Origin of the sequence: Acidovorax sp. GW101-3H11, assembly GCF_001633105.1 — a bacterium.
Taxonomy (GTDB): domain Bacteria; phylum Pseudomonadota; class Gammaproteobacteria; order Burkholderiales; family Burkholderiaceae_C; genus Acidovorax.
The window spans coordinates 448,931-467,269 of the sequence record NZ_LUKZ01000009.1 but is presented as its reverse complement, the minus strand read 5'-3'; the positions used below and the strand labels follow the sequence as shown (position 1 = coordinate 467,269).

General features: G+C 66.1%; 17 protein-coding genes. 7 read left to right on the top strand and 10 right to left on the bottom strand.

The genetic code is table 11. The features are described from left to right. Positions 1-85: 85 nt before the first annotated feature. The 6 genes from A1D30_RS08155 to A1D30_RS08130 are packed head-to-tail and all read right to left on the bottom strand — an operon-like array spanning position 86 to position 3,946. Positions 86-523 carry a hypothetical protein gene (locus A1D30_RS08155; RefSeq protein WP_063460246.1) on the bottom strand — a complete coding sequence of 146 codons (438 nt, stop codon included), beginning with the start codon at positions 521-523 and terminating at the stop codon, positions 86-88. 19 nt (positions 524-542) lie between these two features. After that, a complete protein-coding gene (locus tag A1D30_RS08150) occupies positions 543-1,241 on the bottom strand; it encodes a DUF3299 domain-containing protein (RefSeq protein ID WP_242421824.1) in 699 nt (232 codons plus the stop codon). 55 nt (positions 1,242-1,296) lie between these two features. Further along, positions 1,297-1,548, bottom strand: coding sequence for a hypothetical protein (locus A1D30_RS08145; protein WP_063460245.1), 252 nt, complete (start codon positions 1,546-1,548; stop codon positions 1,297-1,299). Between the two features lie 60 nt (positions 1,549-1,608). Beyond that, complete coding sequence (locus A1D30_RS08140; RefSeq protein WP_063460244.1) at positions 1,609-2,844, bottom strand: FtsX-like permease family protein; 1,236 nt, start codon at positions 2,842-2,844, stop codon at positions 1,609-1,611. After that, positions 2,841-3,524 (bottom strand): ATP-binding cassette domain-containing protein, encoded by a 684-nt coding sequence (locus A1D30_RS08135; RefSeq protein ID WP_063460243.1) that lies wholly within the window; start codon positions 3,522-3,524, stop codon positions 2,841-2,843. Before A1D30_RS08135 ends, A1D30_RS08140 begins: the two co-directional genes overlap by 4 nt. Beyond that, positions 3,521-3,946, bottom strand: a complete 426-nt coding sequence (locus A1D30_RS08130; protein ID WP_063460242.1) for a hypothetical protein — start codon at positions 3,944-3,946, stop codon at positions 3,521-3,523. Before A1D30_RS08130 ends, A1D30_RS08135 begins: the two co-directional genes overlap by 4 nt. Positions 3,947-4,198: 252 nt before the next feature. On the opposite strand from A1D30_RS08130, the gene A1D30_RS24700 reads away from it, so the two are divergent. Continuing rightward, positions 4,199-5,278 (top strand): hypothetical protein, encoded by a 1,080-nt coding sequence (locus A1D30_RS24700; RefSeq protein ID WP_157891319.1) that lies wholly within the window; start codon positions 4,199-4,201, stop codon positions 5,276-5,278. Positions 5,279-5,448: 170 nt separating this feature from the next. Here the strand turns inward: A1D30_RS24700 and msrA are convergent, their stop codons facing one another. After that, positions 5,449-5,985, bottom strand: a complete 537-nt coding sequence (msrA, locus tag A1D30_RS08120; RefSeq protein WP_063460240.1) for a peptide-methionine (S)-S-oxide reductase MsrA — start codon at positions 5,983-5,985, stop codon at positions 5,449-5,451. Between the two features lie 102 nt (positions 5,986-6,087). Here msrA and A1D30_RS08115 point away from each other — a divergent pair, with 102 nt between their 5' ends. The 6 genes from A1D30_RS08115 (at position 6,088) to A1D30_RS08090 (ending at position 13,697) form a co-directional block, all read left to right on the top strand. Continuing rightward, positions 6,088-6,786 (top strand): TetR/AcrR family transcriptional regulator, encoded by a 699-nt coding sequence (locus A1D30_RS08115; protein WP_063460239.1) that lies wholly within the window; start codon positions 6,088-6,090, stop codon positions 6,784-6,786. A gap of 7 nt (positions 6,787-6,793) precedes the next feature. Continuing rightward, positions 6,794-7,972 (top strand): efflux RND transporter periplasmic adaptor subunit, encoded by a 1,179-nt coding sequence (locus A1D30_RS08110; RefSeq protein WP_063460238.1) that lies wholly within the window; start codon positions 6,794-6,796, stop codon positions 7,970-7,972. Between the two features lie 15 nt (positions 7,973-7,987). After that, positions 7,988-11,173, top strand: a complete 3,186-nt coding sequence (locus A1D30_RS08105) for an efflux RND transporter permease subunit (protein ID WP_063460237.1) — start codon at positions 7,988-7,990, stop codon at positions 11,171-11,173. Between the two features lie 24 nt (positions 11,174-11,197). Next, positions 11,198-11,911 carry a protein-L-isoaspartate O-methyltransferase gene (locus A1D30_RS08100; protein ID WP_063460236.1) on the top strand — a complete coding sequence of 238 codons (714 nt, stop codon included), beginning with the start codon at positions 11,198-11,200 and terminating at the stop codon, positions 11,909-11,911. A gap of 22 nt (positions 11,912-11,933) precedes the next feature. Further along, the gene (locus A1D30_RS08095) at positions 11,934-12,287 is read left to right on the top strand and encodes a rhodanese-like domain-containing protein (protein WP_063460235.1); all 354 of its coding nucleotides are present in this window, start codon (positions 11,934-11,936) and stop codon (positions 12,285-12,287) included. A gap of 75 nt (positions 12,288-12,362) precedes the next feature. Further along, positions 12,363-13,697 carry a TolC family outer membrane protein gene (locus tag A1D30_RS08090; protein ID WP_063460234.1) on the top strand — a complete coding sequence of 445 codons (1,335 nt, stop codon included), beginning with the start codon at positions 12,363-12,365 and terminating at the stop codon, positions 13,695-13,697. Positions 13,698-13,701: 4 nt separating this feature from the next. On the opposite strand, the gene A1D30_RS08085 is transcribed toward A1D30_RS08090, so the two are convergent. The 3 genes from A1D30_RS08085 to A1D30_RS08075 all read right to left on the bottom strand — a co-directional run bounded on the left by A1D30_RS08085 (position 13,702) and on the right by A1D30_RS08075 (position 18,288). Then, the gene (locus A1D30_RS08085) at positions 13,702-16,002 is read right to left on the bottom strand and encodes an EAL domain-containing protein (RefSeq protein ID WP_131798427.1); all 2,301 of its coding nucleotides are present in this window, start codon (positions 16,000-16,002) and stop codon (positions 13,702-13,704) included. A gap of 124 nt (positions 16,003-16,126) precedes the next feature. Continuing rightward, the gene (locus A1D30_RS08080; protein ID WP_063460233.1) at positions 16,127-17,494 is read right to left on the bottom strand and encodes a 3-deoxy-D-manno-octulosonic acid transferase; all 1,368 of its coding nucleotides are present in this window, start codon (positions 17,492-17,494) and stop codon (positions 16,127-16,129) included. Next, positions 17,491-18,288: a carbon-nitrogen hydrolase family protein gene (locus A1D30_RS08075; protein WP_109790908.1), complete on the bottom strand. Its 798-nt coding sequence runs from the start codon at positions 18,286-18,288 to the stop codon at positions 17,491-17,493. Before A1D30_RS08075 ends, A1D30_RS08080 begins: the two co-directional genes overlap by 4 nt. Positions 18,289-18,339 lie beyond the last annotated feature (51 nt).

Here is an 18,339-nt window from a genome sequence, read left to right as displayed (position 1 = left end):
GGTGCCGAGGGGCGCTTGCGCACGGTGCGACCCCGGCCAGGGGCGGCTGGGGGGGCACGGCGGAGGTGCCAACGCGGGCAGGCGCTCAGGCCGCTGGCGGGCCCCGCGCCAGGAACAGCGCGGTGTGCGGGAGCGTGGTGCGCCCGGCGGGGGGACAAGGCTGCGCCTGCGTGGGGGCCGCCTCGGGCAGCGCCAGGGGGGCGCTGTGCACTGCGTCGCCCAGCGCGAGCTGGTCGAGCAGCAAACAATCGGCGGGGGCGTGACCCGCCACCAGCTGCGCGAGCAGCCCGTGGCCGTGCTCGGCGCTCGCCGTGTCTGTGATGTGGGCATGGCCCTGCACCCGGTCCAGCGCATCGCCATGCACCACCTGGTGCAGGCGCCCCAGGCTGGGGGCTGCGACCAACGCCAGCACCAGCCATACCAGGGCCAGGTGCACCCACCAGCGCGCAGGCGCACCCTGCCCTGCGCCGCGCGGCAAGGCGGGCAGCCGGGGCTGGAGTGGGCCGAAGCAGCGGCGCGTCATGGGAGGGTTCAGAGTCGGTTCACTTCACCTGCACGGCATCGACCACGCGGTAGTACAGGCCGTACTGGTCGTTGGTGAGCACGGTGAAGCGGCCCTCCACCACCACGGGCTCCATCGAGTAGCGCACGGGGGTCTTGGCCTTGATCTCGACCATGCTCTCGGGCCCGCCGGGCAGGCAGAACGAGCAGGTCATGGGCACGGAGGTGAGCAAAAAGTGCGTCTGCGTGGCCTTGGCGTCCAGCGGCATCATGAAGCCCTGGATGCGCTGCACCGTCTTGTCCATGCCCTTCTGTGCCTCGTTGAACACGGGCACGATGCCGTCCTTGGTGGTCTTGCGCGTCAGGTCGGTCAGCACCGACCAGGGCACCACGTCATTGCGCTGGGGCAACGGCGCGATGGGGCTGTTGGGGTTGTGGTAACCCGCCCCGGTGCCGGATGGAATGCCTGCGGCAGCCCCTGCAGGCAGTGGGGACGAGAGCACGGGGGCTGCACCCGCCCCGCCCGCCGCCGCAGGTGCTGCAGCGGTTTTTCCCGTCGCCCGCTCGAACGCGCCCGGCTCGGGCTTGGTGGCCGGGGGCTGGCCGGACGCCTGGGCCAGCACGGCCCCGACGCAGCACAGCAAGGCGACCGCCGCAGCCACCTGGCGTGCGGCAGGGGCGCGGCGGGCGGCGGGCTGCCAGGCGACAGTGGTCAGGCGAAGGGGCTGGTGGATGGCCATGGCGGGAGAACCTGTGGGTGGGGGCGAACGAGGGGTGGAAGCGGTGCGCCGCAGCTCAGTGCGCGTGCTTCATGCCGCAGTATTTTCCGATAGCCAGGTTTTTGCAGGCGGTCTGCAGGTCTTTCTGGCACTGGTCGTGGCCCTTGCCAGACTCCAGGCATTTGGCGGCAGCCTCGTGCGCGGCGGCCATGGCGCGGTGGCGGGCGATGTCCTCCTTGGTGTCCTTGTCATTGTGCGCCTGGGCGTGGGCCAGGGCGCCGACGAGGAGCATGGGGGCCAGGGCGAGAGCGGTGAGGAGCTTTTTCATGGACGGACTTTCAGCTGGAGTTGGTAGAGGGTTGAGGGTGGTCAGAGCTCGAAGGGCGCATCAGGGCTGACTCAACAGGTCGGCCACGTCGGTGCGGTAGGCCTGCATGGCAGGCAGCAAGGCCGCCAGCGCTGCCACACCGGCGGCCAGCAGCGGCACACCCGCCTCGGCGGGCAGCCAGATAAGGCCGGTAACGGGCAACAGCCCCTGTGCCTGCAGCGCCCAACCCAGGCCATGCGCCAGGCCATGGCCCAGCAGCAGCCCCAGAGCAGAAGCCAGCGCAGCCAGCCACAGCGCCTCCCACAGCACCAGCCCCGCCACGCGGCCGGGCGGCGCGCCCAGCATGCGCAGCATGGCCAGGTCGGCGCGGCGCTCGCGCACGGCGTTCCACAGTGCAATGAACACACTGAGCGCGGCCACCGCCAGCAGCACGCCGCCAAAGGCACGCAGCACATCGGCCCCCACCCCCAGCAAGCGCAGCAGGCGCGTGACCTCAATGGCGGGCGCCGCCGCCTGCATGGATGTGCCGCTGTTGACCTGGCGCGGCAGCGTGACGGCCGCCATGGGCGTGCGGTAGCGCACCAGGGCCACGGTCACCTCGCGCTCCTGCTTCATGATTTCCAGGTCTTCCGCATCGTTGGCCGTGGCGGTCTCGTGCACCATCCAGACCGATTCGGTGCTGGTGAGGATGAGCCGGTCGAGCACACAGCCGCAGGGCGCGAGCACGCCGCTCACGCGGTAGGGGTGGTTGCCATGCGCGTGCCCTCCCCCACCCAGCCCGTGGCTGCCGACAAAGGTGGCGCCCACCAGCGGCGCACCGGCATGGCTGCTTTTGACAATGCCACGCGCCACGCTGGCGCCCAGCACCGCGTCCATGGGCTGCTGCCACAGCGCGCCCTCGGCCAGCGTGGCCCCGTAGTGCGCCACATAGTCGGGCGTGGTGCCCACGATGCGAAAGCCCTGGTAGCTGTCGCCCAGGCTCAGCGGGATGACCTGCGCCACCAGCGGGTTCTTCTGCAACGCCTGCACTTCTTGCAGCGGGATGTTGCCCGTGGGCACGTCGATGTGGAACACGCCCGCCAGGATCAGCTGCAGCGGGCTGCCCTTGGCGCCCACCACCAGGTCGATGCCATCCAGGTCGCGCTCAAAGGCCTTGTCGAGCTGCGTGGCCACCAGCAGCACCAGCGTGATGGCGGCCAGGCCCAGCGTGAGCACCAGCAGGTTGAGCACCGCCGCCAGCGGCCGGGACCACAGGTAGCGCCAGGACAGGTGGGCCAGTTTTACTATGTTTTTCATAGCTGCTCGCGCCCGTCTGTTGCGCGGTAGGCCGCTATTTCATTCAAATCCAGTGTCTGCGCACCGGCCAGGGCCAACACCACGCGCTGGTCGTGGGTGGCGATGATCAGGCTGGCGTCGCAGGCGGCAGCGCTGCGCTGCAGCAGCGCCAGCGCGTCGGCGGCGGCTTCGTCGTCCAGGCTGGCCGTGGGCTCGTCGGCCAGCAGCACCTGCGGCGCCAGCAGCACAGCCCGCGCCAGCGCCACACGCTGCGCCTGCCCGCCCGAGAGCTGGTGCGGCTTGCGGGCGGCCAGCTCGGCCACGCCCACCTGGGTGAGTGCGCGGTGGATAGCTGCTTCGTCGCGCGGCAGCCCGGCTGCAAAGTAGACCAGCGCGAGGTTGTCGGCCACCGTGAGCGCGCTGCTTAGATACAGCTTCTGCGGCAAAAAGCCGATGGTGCGCGCACGCCAGGCATCGATCTCGGCCCCGCGCTGCGTGCCGAGCTGCGTGCCCGCCACAAACAGGTCGCCCCCGCTGGCACCGCGCAGCCCCGCCATCAGCGCCAGCCAGGTCGATTTGCCCGTGCCCGAGCGCCCGCGCAGCAACAGCGTGCCGCCCTGGCGCAGATCCACATCCGGAAACCGCAGCGGTGCGGCACCGCCCGTGGCGTAGGTATAGGAAAGCCCCCGGGTGCGGATCATGCGGCAGCCCCCTCGGTGGGGTGGGCACATTCCGCACAGCGCCCGTGCACGGCAATGTCCACCGCAAGGCTTTCGTGCCCGGCAGTGGCCAGGGCCTGCAGCACCTGCTTGAGGGCGCTCTGCACCTTGGCCGAGCCTTGCGACAGACGGAACTGGCGGTGGCAGTCGTCGCATTCAAAACGGGGTGCGGCGCCCTCCTCGCCCTGCGGCGCGCGCGCGTAACGGGTGACGCGGGCGGTATCCACCTGCTTGTGCAGCAGCCCGGCGGCGGCAAAACGGTCGAGCATGCGGTAGACGGTGACTTTGTTGACCGCAACACCGGCTGCAACCAAGGCCGCCTCGACTTCGGGTTCGGACAGGGCCGCGTCGGGCCTGGTTTCGTAGACCGCCGCCAACGCTCGTGTAGCGCGGGTGGCGCGCATGCCGGGGGGGAGTGTCCAGGGCGGGGATGAAGTGGCGGGGGCGGGCATAAGTAGCTGCGATGGCCAGGCAAGGCTCGTAACGCAATTGGGTTGCATTATGCACACTCCGTAGGCCAAGGGCGTCATTGCTACTGCAGACAAAACAACACAAGAGATTCGCCCGTTTGAGTGGATGGGCGAGAATCACCGAGGAGCTTAGGGGTGACAGGTCGGATACCACGCACAGATAGGCAATTGAAGATGACTATTAGCATGCAAAGACAGTTGGAACTGTTGGACCAGTACAAAAAATCTCAGGGTACTTTTTCTGATTTTACGGCCACGCTTTCAGTACTAATAACTACATTACTCGGATCCTCGGGGATTCAAGTTCACACAGTCACGCATCGGTTCAAGAGTTATGAAAGCCTTGCTGGAAAGCTCTCTCGGCCAGATAAAACCTACGATCTGCTCACCGAAATAACAGATCTCGCAGGTATCCGCATCACCACATACTTTGCCGGGGATGTTGATCGAATTGCCAAAGTTCTTGAGCGCGAATTTCAGGTCGATCCAAACGCTTCTGTCGATAAGCGAAAATACATTGAGCCCGAACGATTTGGCTATAGTTCACTTCACTATGTTGTCGAATTGTCTGCCGCCAGAACAAATTTATCAGAATATTCAAAATATCAAGGACTAAAGTGTGAAATCCAGGTTAGATCCATACTTCAGCATGCATGGGCGGAAATAGAGCATGATCTAGGTTACAAATCTGCGGCTGGGGTTCCAATAGACATTCGGCGTAGATTTGCACGAGTTGCAAGCCTCTTGGAATTAGCGGACGACGAATTTAGTCATATTCGGGTTACATTGAAGGAATATGAAGCTACGGTTGCGGCGAAAATTTCTCAATCACCAACTGACGTCAGTCTTGATCTTGCCTCTTTTAGGGCGTTGTACGAGATTGATTCCCATGTCGAGCGCTTGGATCAATTGGTCCTTAGCATTGGCAATGGGCGTATAGGCAGTCAAGACGACCTTCGTGCGGACACTTTGGTTGAAAGACTCCACTCCTTTGGGGTTGCCAATATAGGGCAGCTAGAACACATCGCTCAACGCGAAGTTGAGGCTGTTTCGGCATTTGTGGCCCTCTGGGTGGAAGAGGAGCTTGGCCCCGTCAGTCGCGGTATTGGAATTTTTTATCTTTTATATGTTCTCGCGGCCAGCACCAAGAGCAAAACTTCGATCGAAGAATATTTGACCAAATTTAATATCGGCACCGACGAGGATCGCCCAATGCTAATAGATAAAATACTTGAGTTTGGGTTGAGTCAAAGTGGCGCGGATTAATCTATTTTGCAAAATAGAGTATTAACATCCAGTAAAAATAATTTGTGATTCATTAAGCAATGCAGGCAAAGGGAATTTGATTGATTTTCAATGTAGGCTTCAGGAATATTTGAGGTGTAAATATTATTAATCTTTGTGAAAGTGCAAATGGGCTATGGTAGTCAGGAAATTCAATCGCGTAAGTACCGCGCAAACGTCTTCCTGAACTTCTCCACCTTCGGCCCCACCACAAACGCGCAGTACCCCGCGTTGGGGTGGTTCGCGAAGTAGTCCTGGTGGTACGCCTCGGCCATGCTGTAGTTGGTGAGCGGCTTCACCTCGGTGGTGATGGGCGCGCCAAACAGCTTGTCCTGCGACATCTGGCGGACCATGGTGTTGGTAATGTCGCCATGCGCAGGGTCTTCGTAATAGATGCCGCTGCGGTACTGCGTGCCCACGTCGTTGCCCTGGCGGTTGAGGGTGGTGGGGTCGTGGGTGTGGAAGAAGATTTCCAGGATTTCTTCCAGGCTGATCTCGTCGGCATCAAACGTCAGCCGCACCACCTCGGCGTGGCCGGTGTCGCCCTGGCAGATCTGTTCGTAGCTGGGGTTCAGCGTGTGGCCGTTGGTGTAGCCGCTTTCCACGTCGGTGATGCCGCGCACGCGGTCAAACACGGCTTCGGTGCACCAGAAGCAGCCGCCGCCCAGGGTGATGGTTTGCAAAGTCATGGGGTCCTCGGGTTCAAACGGAGACAGGGCCCCTGATTATGAATTGACGCCCCATCCCGTGCTTGCTACATTACTAACCGGTCAGTCATTAACTCAAACACCTTGTCTCCCACACCCTCTTCCCCTTCGACAGCCGCAGGCACCAAGCGCGAGCGCCGCAAGGAAGCCCGCCCTGGCGAGCTGCTGGAGGCCGCGCTCGACCTGTTTGTCGAAAAAGGCTTTGCCGCCACACGGGTGGACGAGGTGGCTGCGCGGGCGGGGGTGTCCAAGGGCACGCTGTTTTTGTATTTCCCCAGCAAGGAAGAACTCTTCAAGGCCGTGGTGCGCGAGAACATTGCGGGTCGGTTTGCCGAGTGGAACAACGAGCTGGAAAGCTTTGTGGGCACCACCAGCGAGGTGCTGCGTTATTGCTACCAGGTCTGGTGGGAGCGCATTGGCGCCACCAAGGCGTCTGGCATCACCAAGCTGATGCTGAGCGAGGCGCAAAACTTCCCCGAGATTGCGCAGTTCTATCAGCACGAAGTCATTCTGCCGGGCCAGGCGCTGGTCCGCCGCATTCTGGAACGAGGCATTGCACGGGGTGAGTTCCGCCCCGTGAACCTGGACTACGCCGTGTATCTGGTGCTGGCCCCCATGATCTTCCTCATGATGTGGAAGCACTCGGTGGGCGCCTGCGTGCCCGATGCTTTGGGCATGACGCCCGAGCAGTACATCGAGATGCAGGCCGACAACATCCTGCATGGGCTGTGTGTGCGGCCCGGTGCCACCCCGCCCTCCCCCTCCTCTTCAACCCCTGTCTGATCAGATCATGAAACGCTGGATTCCCTGGATGGCGGCAGCCATCGCCGTTGTGTTGGTGGGCAGTGGGGTCTGGCGCGCCATGGCCGCGCGGCAGGCGCAGCAAAAAGCCCTGAGCGAGGCTACCGCGCAGCGCGTGGCAGCGCCGCTGCAATTGGGCGCCGACGAGGTGCTGCGGGTGGTGCAGGTCAACCTGCCGCTGGGCGTGCCGGTGTCTGGCGCGCTGCGGGCGGTGGATTCGGCGATGGTCAAGGCCCGCGTGGGCGGCGAGCTGCAGGGCCTCACGGTGCGAGAAGGCGACAGCGTGAAGGTGGGCCAGGAGGTCGCGCGCATCGACCCCACCGAGGCACGCGCCCGCCTGCGCCAGGCGCAGCAGCAGGCCGATGCCGCCAAATCCCAGGTGGACATCAACCAGCGCCAGTACACCAACAACCGCGCGCTGGTGGACCAGGGCTTTATTTCGTCCACCGCGCTGGTCACCTCCCAGGCCAGCCTGGAGGCAGCCCAGTCGAGCTACCAGGCGGCCGTGGCTGCGGCCGATGTGGCGCGCAAGGCGCTGGACGACACCGTGCTCAAAAGCCCCATCAGCGGCCAGGTGGCGCAGCGCCTGGCCCAGCCCGGCGAGCGCGTGGCGGTAGACGCCCGCATCATCGAGGTGGTGGACCTGTCGCGCCTGGAGCTGGAGGCGCTGCTGCCCCCGGCCGACTCCGTGGCAGTGCGTGTGGGCCAGAAGGCGCAACTGTCTGTCGAAGGCATGCCCGCACCGGTGACGGCCACGGTGGTGCGCATCAACCCCAGCGCCCAGATGGGCAGCCGCACCGTGCCGGTGTACCTGCGCGTGGAACAAATCCAGAATGCAGCGCCCCTGCGCCAGGGCCTGTTTGTGCAAGGCACGCTCGACACCGGCCGCGCCGATGTGCTGGCCGTGCCGCTCGATGCCGTGCGCACCGACAAGCCCGCGCCGTATCTGCAAACACTGAAAGACGGCCGCGTGGCCTACACCGAGGTCAAGACCGGCACCCGCGCTGTGGTTGGCGGCCAGACCCTGGTGGCGGTGGAAGGGGTGCCTGTGGGCACACCCGTGATTGCTGGCCGCATCGGCCAGTTGCGTGAGGGCACGGTTGTGTCTACCGCCGGGGCGGCCGCTGCGGCTGCCGCTGTGCCTGCCGCCTCCCGCACGGCCCCCTGAGCGCCCCGCCCCGCCATGTGGTTCACCAAAGTCAGCCTCAAAAACCCCGTGTTCGCCACGATGGTGATGCTCGCCATCGTCGTGCTGGGTTTGTTCTCGTACCAGCGCCTCAAGGTCGATCAGTTCCCCAACATCGACTTCCCGGTGGTGGTGGTCACCGTGGACTACCCCGGTGCGTCACCTGAAATTGTCGAGAGCGAAGTCACCAAGAAGATCGAGGAAGGCGTCAACTCGATTGCGGGTATCAACGCCCTCACCTCGCGCAGCTATGAGGGCACGGCGGTTGTCATCATCGAGTTCCAGCTGCACATCGACGGCCGCAAGGCCGCCGAGGACGTGCGCGAGAAGGTGGCCACCGTGCGCCCCAACCTGCGCACCGAGGTCAAGGAGCCGCGCGTGCTGCGCTTCGACCCCGCCAGCCGGCCCGTGTGGTCGCTGGCCGTGCTGCCCGATGAAGCATCCAACCGCAGCGCCGTCGAGCTGACCACCTGGTCCGAACAGGTGCTGAAAAAGCGCCTGGAGAACGTGCGCGGCGTAGGCGCCGTGAACCTGGTGGGCGCCACCAAGCGCGAAATCAACATCTACCTGAACCCGCAGGCGCTCGAAGCCTTTGGCGTGACGCCAGAGCAGGTGGCCAGCGCCGTGCGCAACGAAAACCAGGACCTGCCCGTGGGCGCGATCCGCTCCCTCGCTCAAGAGCGTGTGGTGCAGATCGACGCGCGCATGCAGCGCCCTGAAGACTTCGGCAAGATCATCGTGGCCCGCAAGAACGGTGCGCCGGTCCGGCTGGACCAGGTGGCGCGTGTGAACGATGGCGCGCAGGAAGTGGAGAGCCTGGCGCTCTACAACGGCCAGCGCACCCTGCTGCTGTCGGTGCAGAAGTCGCAGGGCGAGAACACCATCGAGGTGGTCGATGGCCTGAATGCGGCCGTGGCCGAACTCAAGAACCAGCTGCCCCCCGGCGTGCGGCTGGAGAGCATTGGCGACAGCTCCCGCCCCATCCGCGTGGCGGTGAACAACGTGCGCCAGACACTGATCGAGGGCGCCATCCTCACGGTGCTCATCGTGTTCCTGTTCCTGAACTCCTGGCGCTCCACCGTCATCACGGGGCTGACCCTGCCGATTGCGCTGATCGGCACCTTTTTGTTCATGAACATGTTCGGCTTCACCATCAACATGATCACGCTGATGGCGCTGAGCCTGTGCGTGGGCCTGCTGATCGACGACGCCATCGTGGTGCGCGAGAACATCGTGCGCCACGTGCAGATGGGCAAGGGCGCCTATGACGCGGCCATGGACGGCACGCAGGAGATCGGCCTGGCGGTGCTGGCCACCACCCTGTCCATCGTGGCGGTGTTCATGCCCATCGGCTTCATGGGCGGCATCATCGGCAAGTTTTTCCACGAATTCGGCATCACCATCGTCGCGGCGGTGATGATCTCGATGTTTGTGAGCTTCACGCTCGACCCCATGCTGTCCAGCATCTGGCACGACCCGAGCATCCACGCGCACGGCCAGAAGGCGGTGCCCGTCACCCTCTACGACAAGACCATTGGCCGCGTCACCGGCTGGTTCGACCGCGCCACCGATGCGCTGGCCGAGGGCTACCAGCACATCCTGCGCTGGTCGCTGGTGCACAAGCTGGCCACCATGGCCATTGCCGTGGCGATCTTCGTGCTGAGCGTGGTCATGGTGCCGCTTTTGGGCACCGAGTTCGTGCCCAAGGCCGACTTTTCGGAGACCAGCCTCAACTTCTACACCCCCGTGGGCTCATCGCTCGAAGCCACCGAGGCCAAGGCCAAACAGGTGGAAGGCATCCTGCGCGAGATGCCCGAGGTGCGCTACACCCTCTCCACCATCAACACCGGCAGCGCCCAGGGCAAGATTTACGCCAACATCTATGTGCGCCTGGTGGACCGCAAGGACCGCAGCCGCAGCGTGGACCAGATGTCCGACGTGCTGCGCGAGCGCCTGAAGACTGTGCCCGGCATTACCATCACCCACGTGGGCCTGCTGGACGCCGTGGGCGGCAACAAGCAGGTGGAGTTCTCGCTGCAAGGCCCCGACCTGCAGGAGCTGGAGCGGCTGACCAAGGTGGTCACCGAGAAGATCCGCGACATTCCCGGCCTGGTGGACCTGGATACCAGTGCCAAGCCCAACAAGCCGGTGATCGCACTCGAAGTCAAGCGCGACGTGGCCTCGGACCTGGGGCTGTCGGTGGCGCCCATGGCGGCATCGCTGCGCACGCTGGTGGCGGGCTCCACGGTGGGCAACTGGCGTGCGCCGGACGACCAGACCTACGACGTGAACGTGCGCCTGGCCCCCGAGGCCCGCACCCAGCCCGCCGACCTGGAGCGCCTGCCCTTTGCGCTGACCGCTGCCGACGGCAGCACCCGCATCGTGCGCCTGAACCAGGTGGCCCGTGTGACCGAATCCACCGGCGCCAACCAGATCAACCGCCGCGACCTGACCCGCGAAGTGGCCGTGAACGCCAACGTGGCCCAGCGCTCTGCGGGTGAGGTGTCGGCAGACATCAAGAAGGCGCTCGACACCGTGGCCTTCCCGCCCGGCTACCGCTACCAGTTTGGCGGCTCCACCAAGAACATGGCCGAGTCCTTCGGCTACGCCATCTCGGCCCTGGCCATGGCGATCATCTTCATCTACATGATCCTGGCCAGCCAGTTCAAGAGCTTCCTGCAGCCGCTGGCGCTCATGACCTCGCTGCCGCTCACGCTGATTGGTGTGGTGCTGGCGCTGTTGATGTTCCGTTCCACGCTGTCGATGTTCTCCATCATCGGCGTGGTGATGCTCATGGGCCTGGTGACCAAAAACGCCATCCTGCTGGTGGATTTTGCGATCCGCGCGCGCGAGGAGCACGTGAACGACGCAGGCCAGACCGTGCCCGGCCTGCCCCGTGCCGAGGCCCTGCTGCTGGCCGCCCGCGTGCGCCTGCGCCCCATCCTCATGACCACGCTGGCCATGATTTTTGGCATGGTGCCGCTGGCATTTGCGCTCTCCGAAGGCTCCGAGCAGCGCGCGCCCATGGGCCAGGCGGTGATTGGCGGGGTCATCACCTCGTCGCTGCTCACGCTGGTGGTGGTGCCGGTGGTGTATTGCTATATGGATGATCTGGCCCGCTGGGCACGCCGCAAGTTCTCCGGTGCGCCTGCAACGCCCAGTAAAATCGAGGGTTTGTCCTAGACGCCCGCCCCACGGAGATATTCCATGAACATGCCCCTGAACACGTCCGCCAACATCAGCGACCCTGTCGCCCAGGCCCGCTACAACATGATCGAGCAGCAGATCCGTCCCTGGAACGTGCTGGATTTCGACGTGCTGGAGTTGCTGGCCGTGGTGCGCCGCGAAGACTTTGTGCCCCCGGCCTACCGCAGCATGGCGTTCATGGACATTGAAGTGCCCCTGCTGGGCAGCGACGCCGAAGAGGCCGTGCGCCGGGGCCACAGCATGCTGCAGCCTCGCGTGGAAGCGCGCATCCTGCAAGACCTGCAGGTCAAGGCGACCGACCGCGTGCTCGAAATCGGCGCTGGTTCGGGTTACATGGCCGCCCTGCTGGCCCACCGCGCCGAGCGTGTGGTGTCGCTCGAAATCAACCCCGAGCTCGCCGAAATGGCCCGCGAGAACCTGCGCGACGCCGGTATCCAGAACGCCGATGTACGCCAGGGCGACGGCGCCCGCGATGCGATCCCGGACGGCCCCTTCGATGTGATCGTGCTCAGCGGCTCGGTGGCCGAAGTGCCCGCCGCCCTGCTCGCGCTGCTGAAAGACGGCGGCCGCCTGGGCGCCATCGTGGGTGGTGAGCCTGTGATGCGCTTCACCCTGACGCGCCGCACCGGCGATCGCTTTGAAACCACGGCCCCTTGGGACACCATCGCGCCCCGCCTGGTGAACTTCCCTGAGCCATCCGGCTTCACGTTCTGATTACCGTCCTTCGGAGTTCTGCATGATCGATCACGTCCGCCCTGCCCAGCTGTCTGCCTGGTTTGCCACGGCACCCGAAGGCAGTCAGCCCCTGGTGCTGGACGTGCGCGAACCCTGGGAGCTGCAAACCGCCAGCGTGCGCGCTGAGGGCTTCGAGCTGGTGGCCATCCCCATGGGCGAGCTGCCCGCACGGCTGGCCGAGCTGGATGCTGCCCTGCACGCGCAACGCCCCATCGCCTGCCTGTGCCACCACGGCGCACGCAGCCTGCGGGTGGCCGCGTTTTTGCAGCACAACGGTTTTGAACGGTTGGCCAACATCACCGGCGGCATTGAGGCCTGGTCGCATGAAAACGACCCCGCCGTGCCCCGGTACTGACGTTTGGCCACAGCCCACGACCGCCCCGCTCGCTCGCATCTTCCATCGAACCGCAGACCCTTCCGAAGGACCTACATGACACCGTTCCGGCCTCTTTCCCTGTCCCTCCTGTCCCTGGCACTGGGCGCGGCGCTCACTGCCCCGGCGCAGGCCCAGAGCCTGCTGGAGCTGGTGGAATCGGCCCGCACCTATGACACGGCCTGGCAGTCGGCCCGCGCCCAGCTGGATGCCGCAGGCCGCAAGGCCGACCAGGCCCGCGCGGGCCTGCTGCCCTCGGCGGCGCTCACGGGGGGCCTGACCCGCAGCAATGTGGAGCTGAGCAGGCCCAAAATTGAAAACACCGGCACGGCGCAGACGGTGGGCATCAATGCCTCGCAGCCGCTGTACCGCCCGGCCAACCGCATCAACCTGGAGCAAGGCCAGCGCGGTGTGGACGTGGCCCAGGCCCAGCTGGATGGTGCCACCCAAGACCTGCTTGTGCGTGTGAGCCAGGCCTACTTTGACGTGCTGGCCGCGCAAGACACCCTGACTTTTGTGCAGGCCCAGAAAGCCGCCGTGTCGGAGCAACTGGCCTCGGCCAAGCGCAATTTCGAGGTGGGCACCACCACCGTCACCGATTCCCGCGAAGCCCAGGCCCGCTACGACCTGGTGATTGCGCAGGAGATCGCCGCCGAAAACGATCTGCGCGTGAAGCGCCTGGCGCTGGACCAGCTCGTGGGCATTACCGGCACCCAGCCGCGCCCCCTGGCCCTGCCCTTGCAGCTGCCCAGCGTGCAACCCGCCAACGTGGCCACCTGGGTGGACACCGCGCGCGACCAGCAGCCCGGCGTGCGCCAGGCCGCCATCGCGCTCGACATCGCCCGGCTGGAAACCAAAAAAGCCGAAACCGGCCACCTGCCGACGGTGGACCTGCAGGCGGGCTACAACGTCACACGCAACCTCAACGGCACCATCAGTGCCCCCGGCGTGACCAACCGCAGCAACGCCGCCAGCGTGGGCGTGGCGCTGAACCTGCCGCTGTTTGCGGGTTTTGCAGTGCAAAACCGCGTCAAGGAAACCTTGGCCCTGGAAGAAAAAGCCACGGCCGACCTGGAAACCACGCGCCGCAACGTGGCCCAGGCCACGCGTGCCGCCTTCTTTGGCGTGCAGTCCGGCCAGGGGCAGGTGCAGGCGCTTGAAGCGGCCGAGGCCTCCAGCCAGAGCGCGCTCGACGCCAACAAGCTTGGCTACCAGGTGGGCGTGCGCATCAACATCGACGTGCTCAATGCCCAGAGCCAGCTGTTCCAGACCAAGCGCGACCTGGCCCAGGCGCGCTACAACGTGCTGCTGGGCACGCTCAAGCTGCGCCAGGCCGCGGGCACGCTGACGCAGCAGGACGTCGAAGCCATCAACGCGCTGCTGGTGAAGTAAGCCCTCAGATCACCGCGTCGGGGATGTTGCTCTCCTCCCCGGCCAGCACCTGCGGGTGCGCGCGCAGCTGGTCGGCCGCCATGGGCCGCCCCAGCAGGTAGCCCTGCAGGTAGTCGCAGCCCTCGGCCTTGAGGATTTCGTACTGGCGCCAGGTTTCCACGCCCTCGGCCACCACGTTGAGGTGCAGGCTGTGTGCCATCGAGATGATGGCGCGCACCAGCGAATGGTTGCGGCTGCTCTCCTGCAGCCCCATCACAAAGCTGCGGTCGATCTTGACGGTGTTGAGGCTGAAGCGTGAGAGGTAGCTCAGCGACGAGTAGCCAGTGCCGAAATCGTCCAGCGACAGCCCCACCCCCGCGTCGTGCAGGCGGTGCAGCAGTGCGGGCAGGTCCTCCTGGTCGCTGGCCAGCAGGGTCTCGGTCAGCTCCAGCTCGATGCCTGCGGGGGGCACGCCATAGCGCTCCAGCAGGGCAAACACCTGGCTCTCAAACCCGGGCTGCGCAAACTGCCGAACCGACACATTGATGCTGATCACCGGCGCCAAACCCGACTGCGCACGCCACTGCGCCGCCTGGCGGATCGCCTCTTCCAGAATCCACTGGCCCACTTCCAGGATGAGCGAGGACTCCTCGGCCGCCGGGATGAAACGCCCGGGCGGCACCCAGCCGAGCTGCGGGTTTTCCCAGCGCACCAGCGCCTCGGCCTTGGTCATGCGGCCGGTGCTGCAGCTGTAGATGGGCTGGTAGTGCAGGCGCAGCTCCCCGCGCGGCACGGCCTGGCGCAACGCCGATTCCAGCCGCAGGGATTCGGCCAGGCGTTCGTCCATATCGGATTCAAAAAAGCACCAGCCCCCACGCCCCCGCGCCTTGGATTCATACATGGCCACCTCGGCGCGCTGCAGCAGCACAGGGGCCGAGAGCCCCTCCCTGGTCGAAAAAGCAACCCCGATGCTGGCCTCGATCTGGTAGTCCATACCGTCGGACTTGAACTGGCGCCGGATCAATTGCAGGAGCGCCAACGCGCGGGCTTCCACCTCAAGGATGCTCATGAGGGACGGAAGCCCCGCCATCACCAGCGCAAACTCGTCTCCGCTCAGGCGCGCCAGCAGGTCGCCGGGTCTGAGTTGGTCCTGCAGGGCCTGGGCAATTTCGCGCAGAAGCTCGTCGCCAAATGCATGGCCCAGGGTGTCGTTCACCTTCTTGAAATGGTCCAGATCGATGAGCAGCACGGCGCACTGCGTGTGCTGGCGGTGCGCGATCCAGAGCACGGCGTCGAGCTGCTGCTCCAGAAAACGGCGGTTGGGCAAGCCGGTCAGCTGGTCGGTGTTGGCCTGGTGCAGGCGCTCCTCCTCGCCCCTTTTGCGCTCGCTCAGGTCGCGGATCAGGCCCAGGATGACGGGGTAGCCCAGGTCCATGTAGCTGGAGAAGATGATCTCGGCCGGGAACGGCTCGCCCCGCGCGGGGGTGACAGCACGCTCCAGGCGCATGGGCGCGTCCATGGGGCCCGACTGCACCATGGCATTGACCTTGCGGAACATGGCCTCGGCCTCTTCCTGCTCCCGGGTCAGCAGCGGCACCTGCTGGCCCTCCAGCTCTGCGGGGGACGCGCTACCCGCCAGCTGGGCAAACCGGTCATTGCAGAACAATATCTTGCCGTCGAGCCTGCGGGCCACCAGCGCGTCGGGCAGGTGCTTGATCACGTTGGACAGCCGCTGCCGCGTCTGCGCAATGGCTGCGTCCACCAGCACCAGCCCCAGGAGCACACTGGAGACCCAGCCCACCGACAGAATGTCCGGGTTTTGAAACGGCGTGCCGATGGTGGACGGCTCCAGAAAGTACAGCAGGAAGGCCGCCGTCTTGAGGGAAAACGCCGCCGCCAGCAGCCGGTAGTGCATGCGCAGGCACAGATAGGCCGACACCCCGTACACCAGCATCATCAGCCCCAGCACCAGGATGCTGGCCGCGCGCTTGTCGCCCCCGATGCCCACCACCGCGATCAGGAACGCCACCCCCAGGCTGCGCCCGATCAGGGTGCCGGGGCCGATGATGCGGCCCCTGAGGAAGTTGGTGCCCCCGTGCAGGCTGGCCAGGAAGAAGCCGGTGAGCAGCGTGGCCATCACCCCCAGCCACAGCGATTCAGGCTGCAGGTGGTAGCGGTAGCCAGTGAAGGTGGCCCCGGCCAGCGACAGGTGGGCAATGCCCCAGAGTAGCGTGGCCTGGTTCAGGCGCGCACTGCTCCAGCCGATCAGGAACGCCACGCCCAGAATCGCGAGTGCCGCAACGCCCAGGTCGTGAACAGGAACCACAGGACACCGCCAGATACAGTTGTTTCACACCATCGTAGCGGTTGCGGCTTGTTTTGTGCTTAGGGTCGGACGCTGTTTGTCATCTATTGATCAACACAAGTCGGCGCTTGAGGGCGCCAACCCCTCACCGGCGCTGCACCAGGCCCAGCACGGCCTGTGCCGTGGCCTGCGCGGCCCCCCGGTGGGCGGTGGAAAAGCGGCTGGCGCGCTCGCTGGCCGCCGCGTGGGCGGCCGGGTTCAGGGCCAGGCCTGTAGCCTGGGCGATGCCTGCGGCCATGTCGGGCACACGCTGCGCGGCGCCAGCGGCGCAGGCCAGCTCGGCAGCCTCGGCAAAGTTGAAGGTGTGGGGCCCCAGCACCACCGGGCAGCCGCAGGCGGCGGCTTCGATGAGGTTCTGCCCGCCCAGCGGGGCAAAGCTGCCGCCCAGCATGGCCACATGGGCCAGGCCGTAGTACAGCGCCATCTCGCCCAGCGAGTCGCCCAGCCACACGTCAGCGGCGTCGGGCGCGCCCGTCCAGGTGCTGCGGCGGGACACGGTGAGGCCTGCCTGCAGCAGCAGCTGGTGCACCTCGTCAAACCGCTGCGGGTGGCGCGGCACGATGAGCCACTGAACGGGTTGCGCAGTGCGCGCCGCAGGCTCTGCGGGAAGCGCTTCACTATTGATAGCTGCTTGGGCAAGCTGGACGCGCGCAGAGGCCGATTTTGACCTCAAATTTTCCAGCCACAGCGCCTCTTCGCCCTCGCGGCTGCTGGCCAGCATGACCACGGGGCGCTGCGCCTGTGCGCGCCAGCTGCGGCCCTGCGCCAGCTGGGCGGCGTCGGGCACCACGTCGAACTTGAGGTTGCCGAACACGCCTGCCACCCGTGCGCCGATGGCGCGCAGCCGCTGGGCATCGCCTTCGGTCTGGGCCCACACGGCGGCCAGGTTGCTGTAGGCGGGCCGCGCCAGCGCGGCCAGGCGCTGGGCGTTGCGCAGGGACTTGGCGTTGAGCCGCGCATTCGCCAGCACCAGCGGCACGCCCCGCTTGCGGCAACCGGCCACCAGGTTGGGCCAGACCTCGGTCTCCATCAGGATGCCGATGGCCGGGCGGAACTTGCGCAGAAACCGCGCCACGGCGCCGGGCGTGTCCCAGGGCTGCCACACCTGCACGTCGCCGGGCAGCAGCAGTTTTTCGCCCTCGGCCCGGCCGGTGGCCGTGCCATGGGTGAGCAGCAGGCGCATGCCGGGCAGCTGCTCGCGCAGCGCGGCCAGCAAGATGGCGGCGGCCCGCGTTTCGCCCAGCGATACCGCGTGGATCCACACAAACCGGCCCAGCGGGTCGGAGCTGCTGTGCATCATCAGGCTGTCGATGGGCGCGGGATAGCGGCCAAACCGCTCGCCAATGGCCACGCCGTAGCCTGGCTCGGCCCTGGCGCGGCGGCGCAGCTTGCGGCGCAGCAGGGGCTGGGCGCCCCAGGTCACCACCGAATACAGGGCGCGGGCGGGGTTCATGCCACGGCGAGGTGCTGGAGGTCCACGGCCACCACGCCGCCGCTCCAGCCGCTGTCGCCCCGTGCGGCCCAGACGATGCACGGCGCGTCGCCCTCGGCCGCCACCACACAGCGGCCACCGGGCTCCCAGACCGCGCTGCGGCCTGCGCTGACATAACCGCCGGAGGGCCCGCTGTAGTTGGCCAGCAGCACGGCCATGGCGTGGTCGCGCGCATAGCCCTGCAACAATGCCGACTCAGGGCCATAGCCCTGGTGGCTGATCAAAGCCCCGGCCGCATACAGCGCGGCGCCCGCGCCATGTGCGGCACGGGCGTGTTCTGGGTGGGTGATGTCGGCACACACCGCCATGCCCGTGGGCTCGCCCGCAAGCAGGTGCACCTGCGCGTCGTGGGTGCCCGCGCTGGCAAAACGCTCTTCGCTGGCATGCAGGTGCCGTTTGCGGTACAGCGCCACGCTGCCATCGGGCGCCAGCACCCAGGCGCCGATGGCTGGCAAGGCGCCTGCCTGCACGGGAGCGGCGGGCCCGCCGACCACAATGGCCATGCCCTGCTCGCGTGCGGCCTGGCGCAGCGGTGCCAGCGCCGCATGGTTGGCGTCCAGCACGTTGGCGGCCAGCACTGTGGGCTCGTAGCACGTGAGCGACAACTCGGGGAACAGCAGCACCTGCACGCCCTCGCTGGCCGCTACCCGAACAAAGGCCAGGTGGGTCAGCACATTGCGCGCCACGTCCCCGGGGACGGATGGCGACTGTGCAGCGGCGATGCGCAGGGGGGTGGACACGGAGGGGTTGTTCACGCGGGCAGCTCGGTCAGGAAGGTGGCAGACAAAAGGGTTGTCGATGGGCGC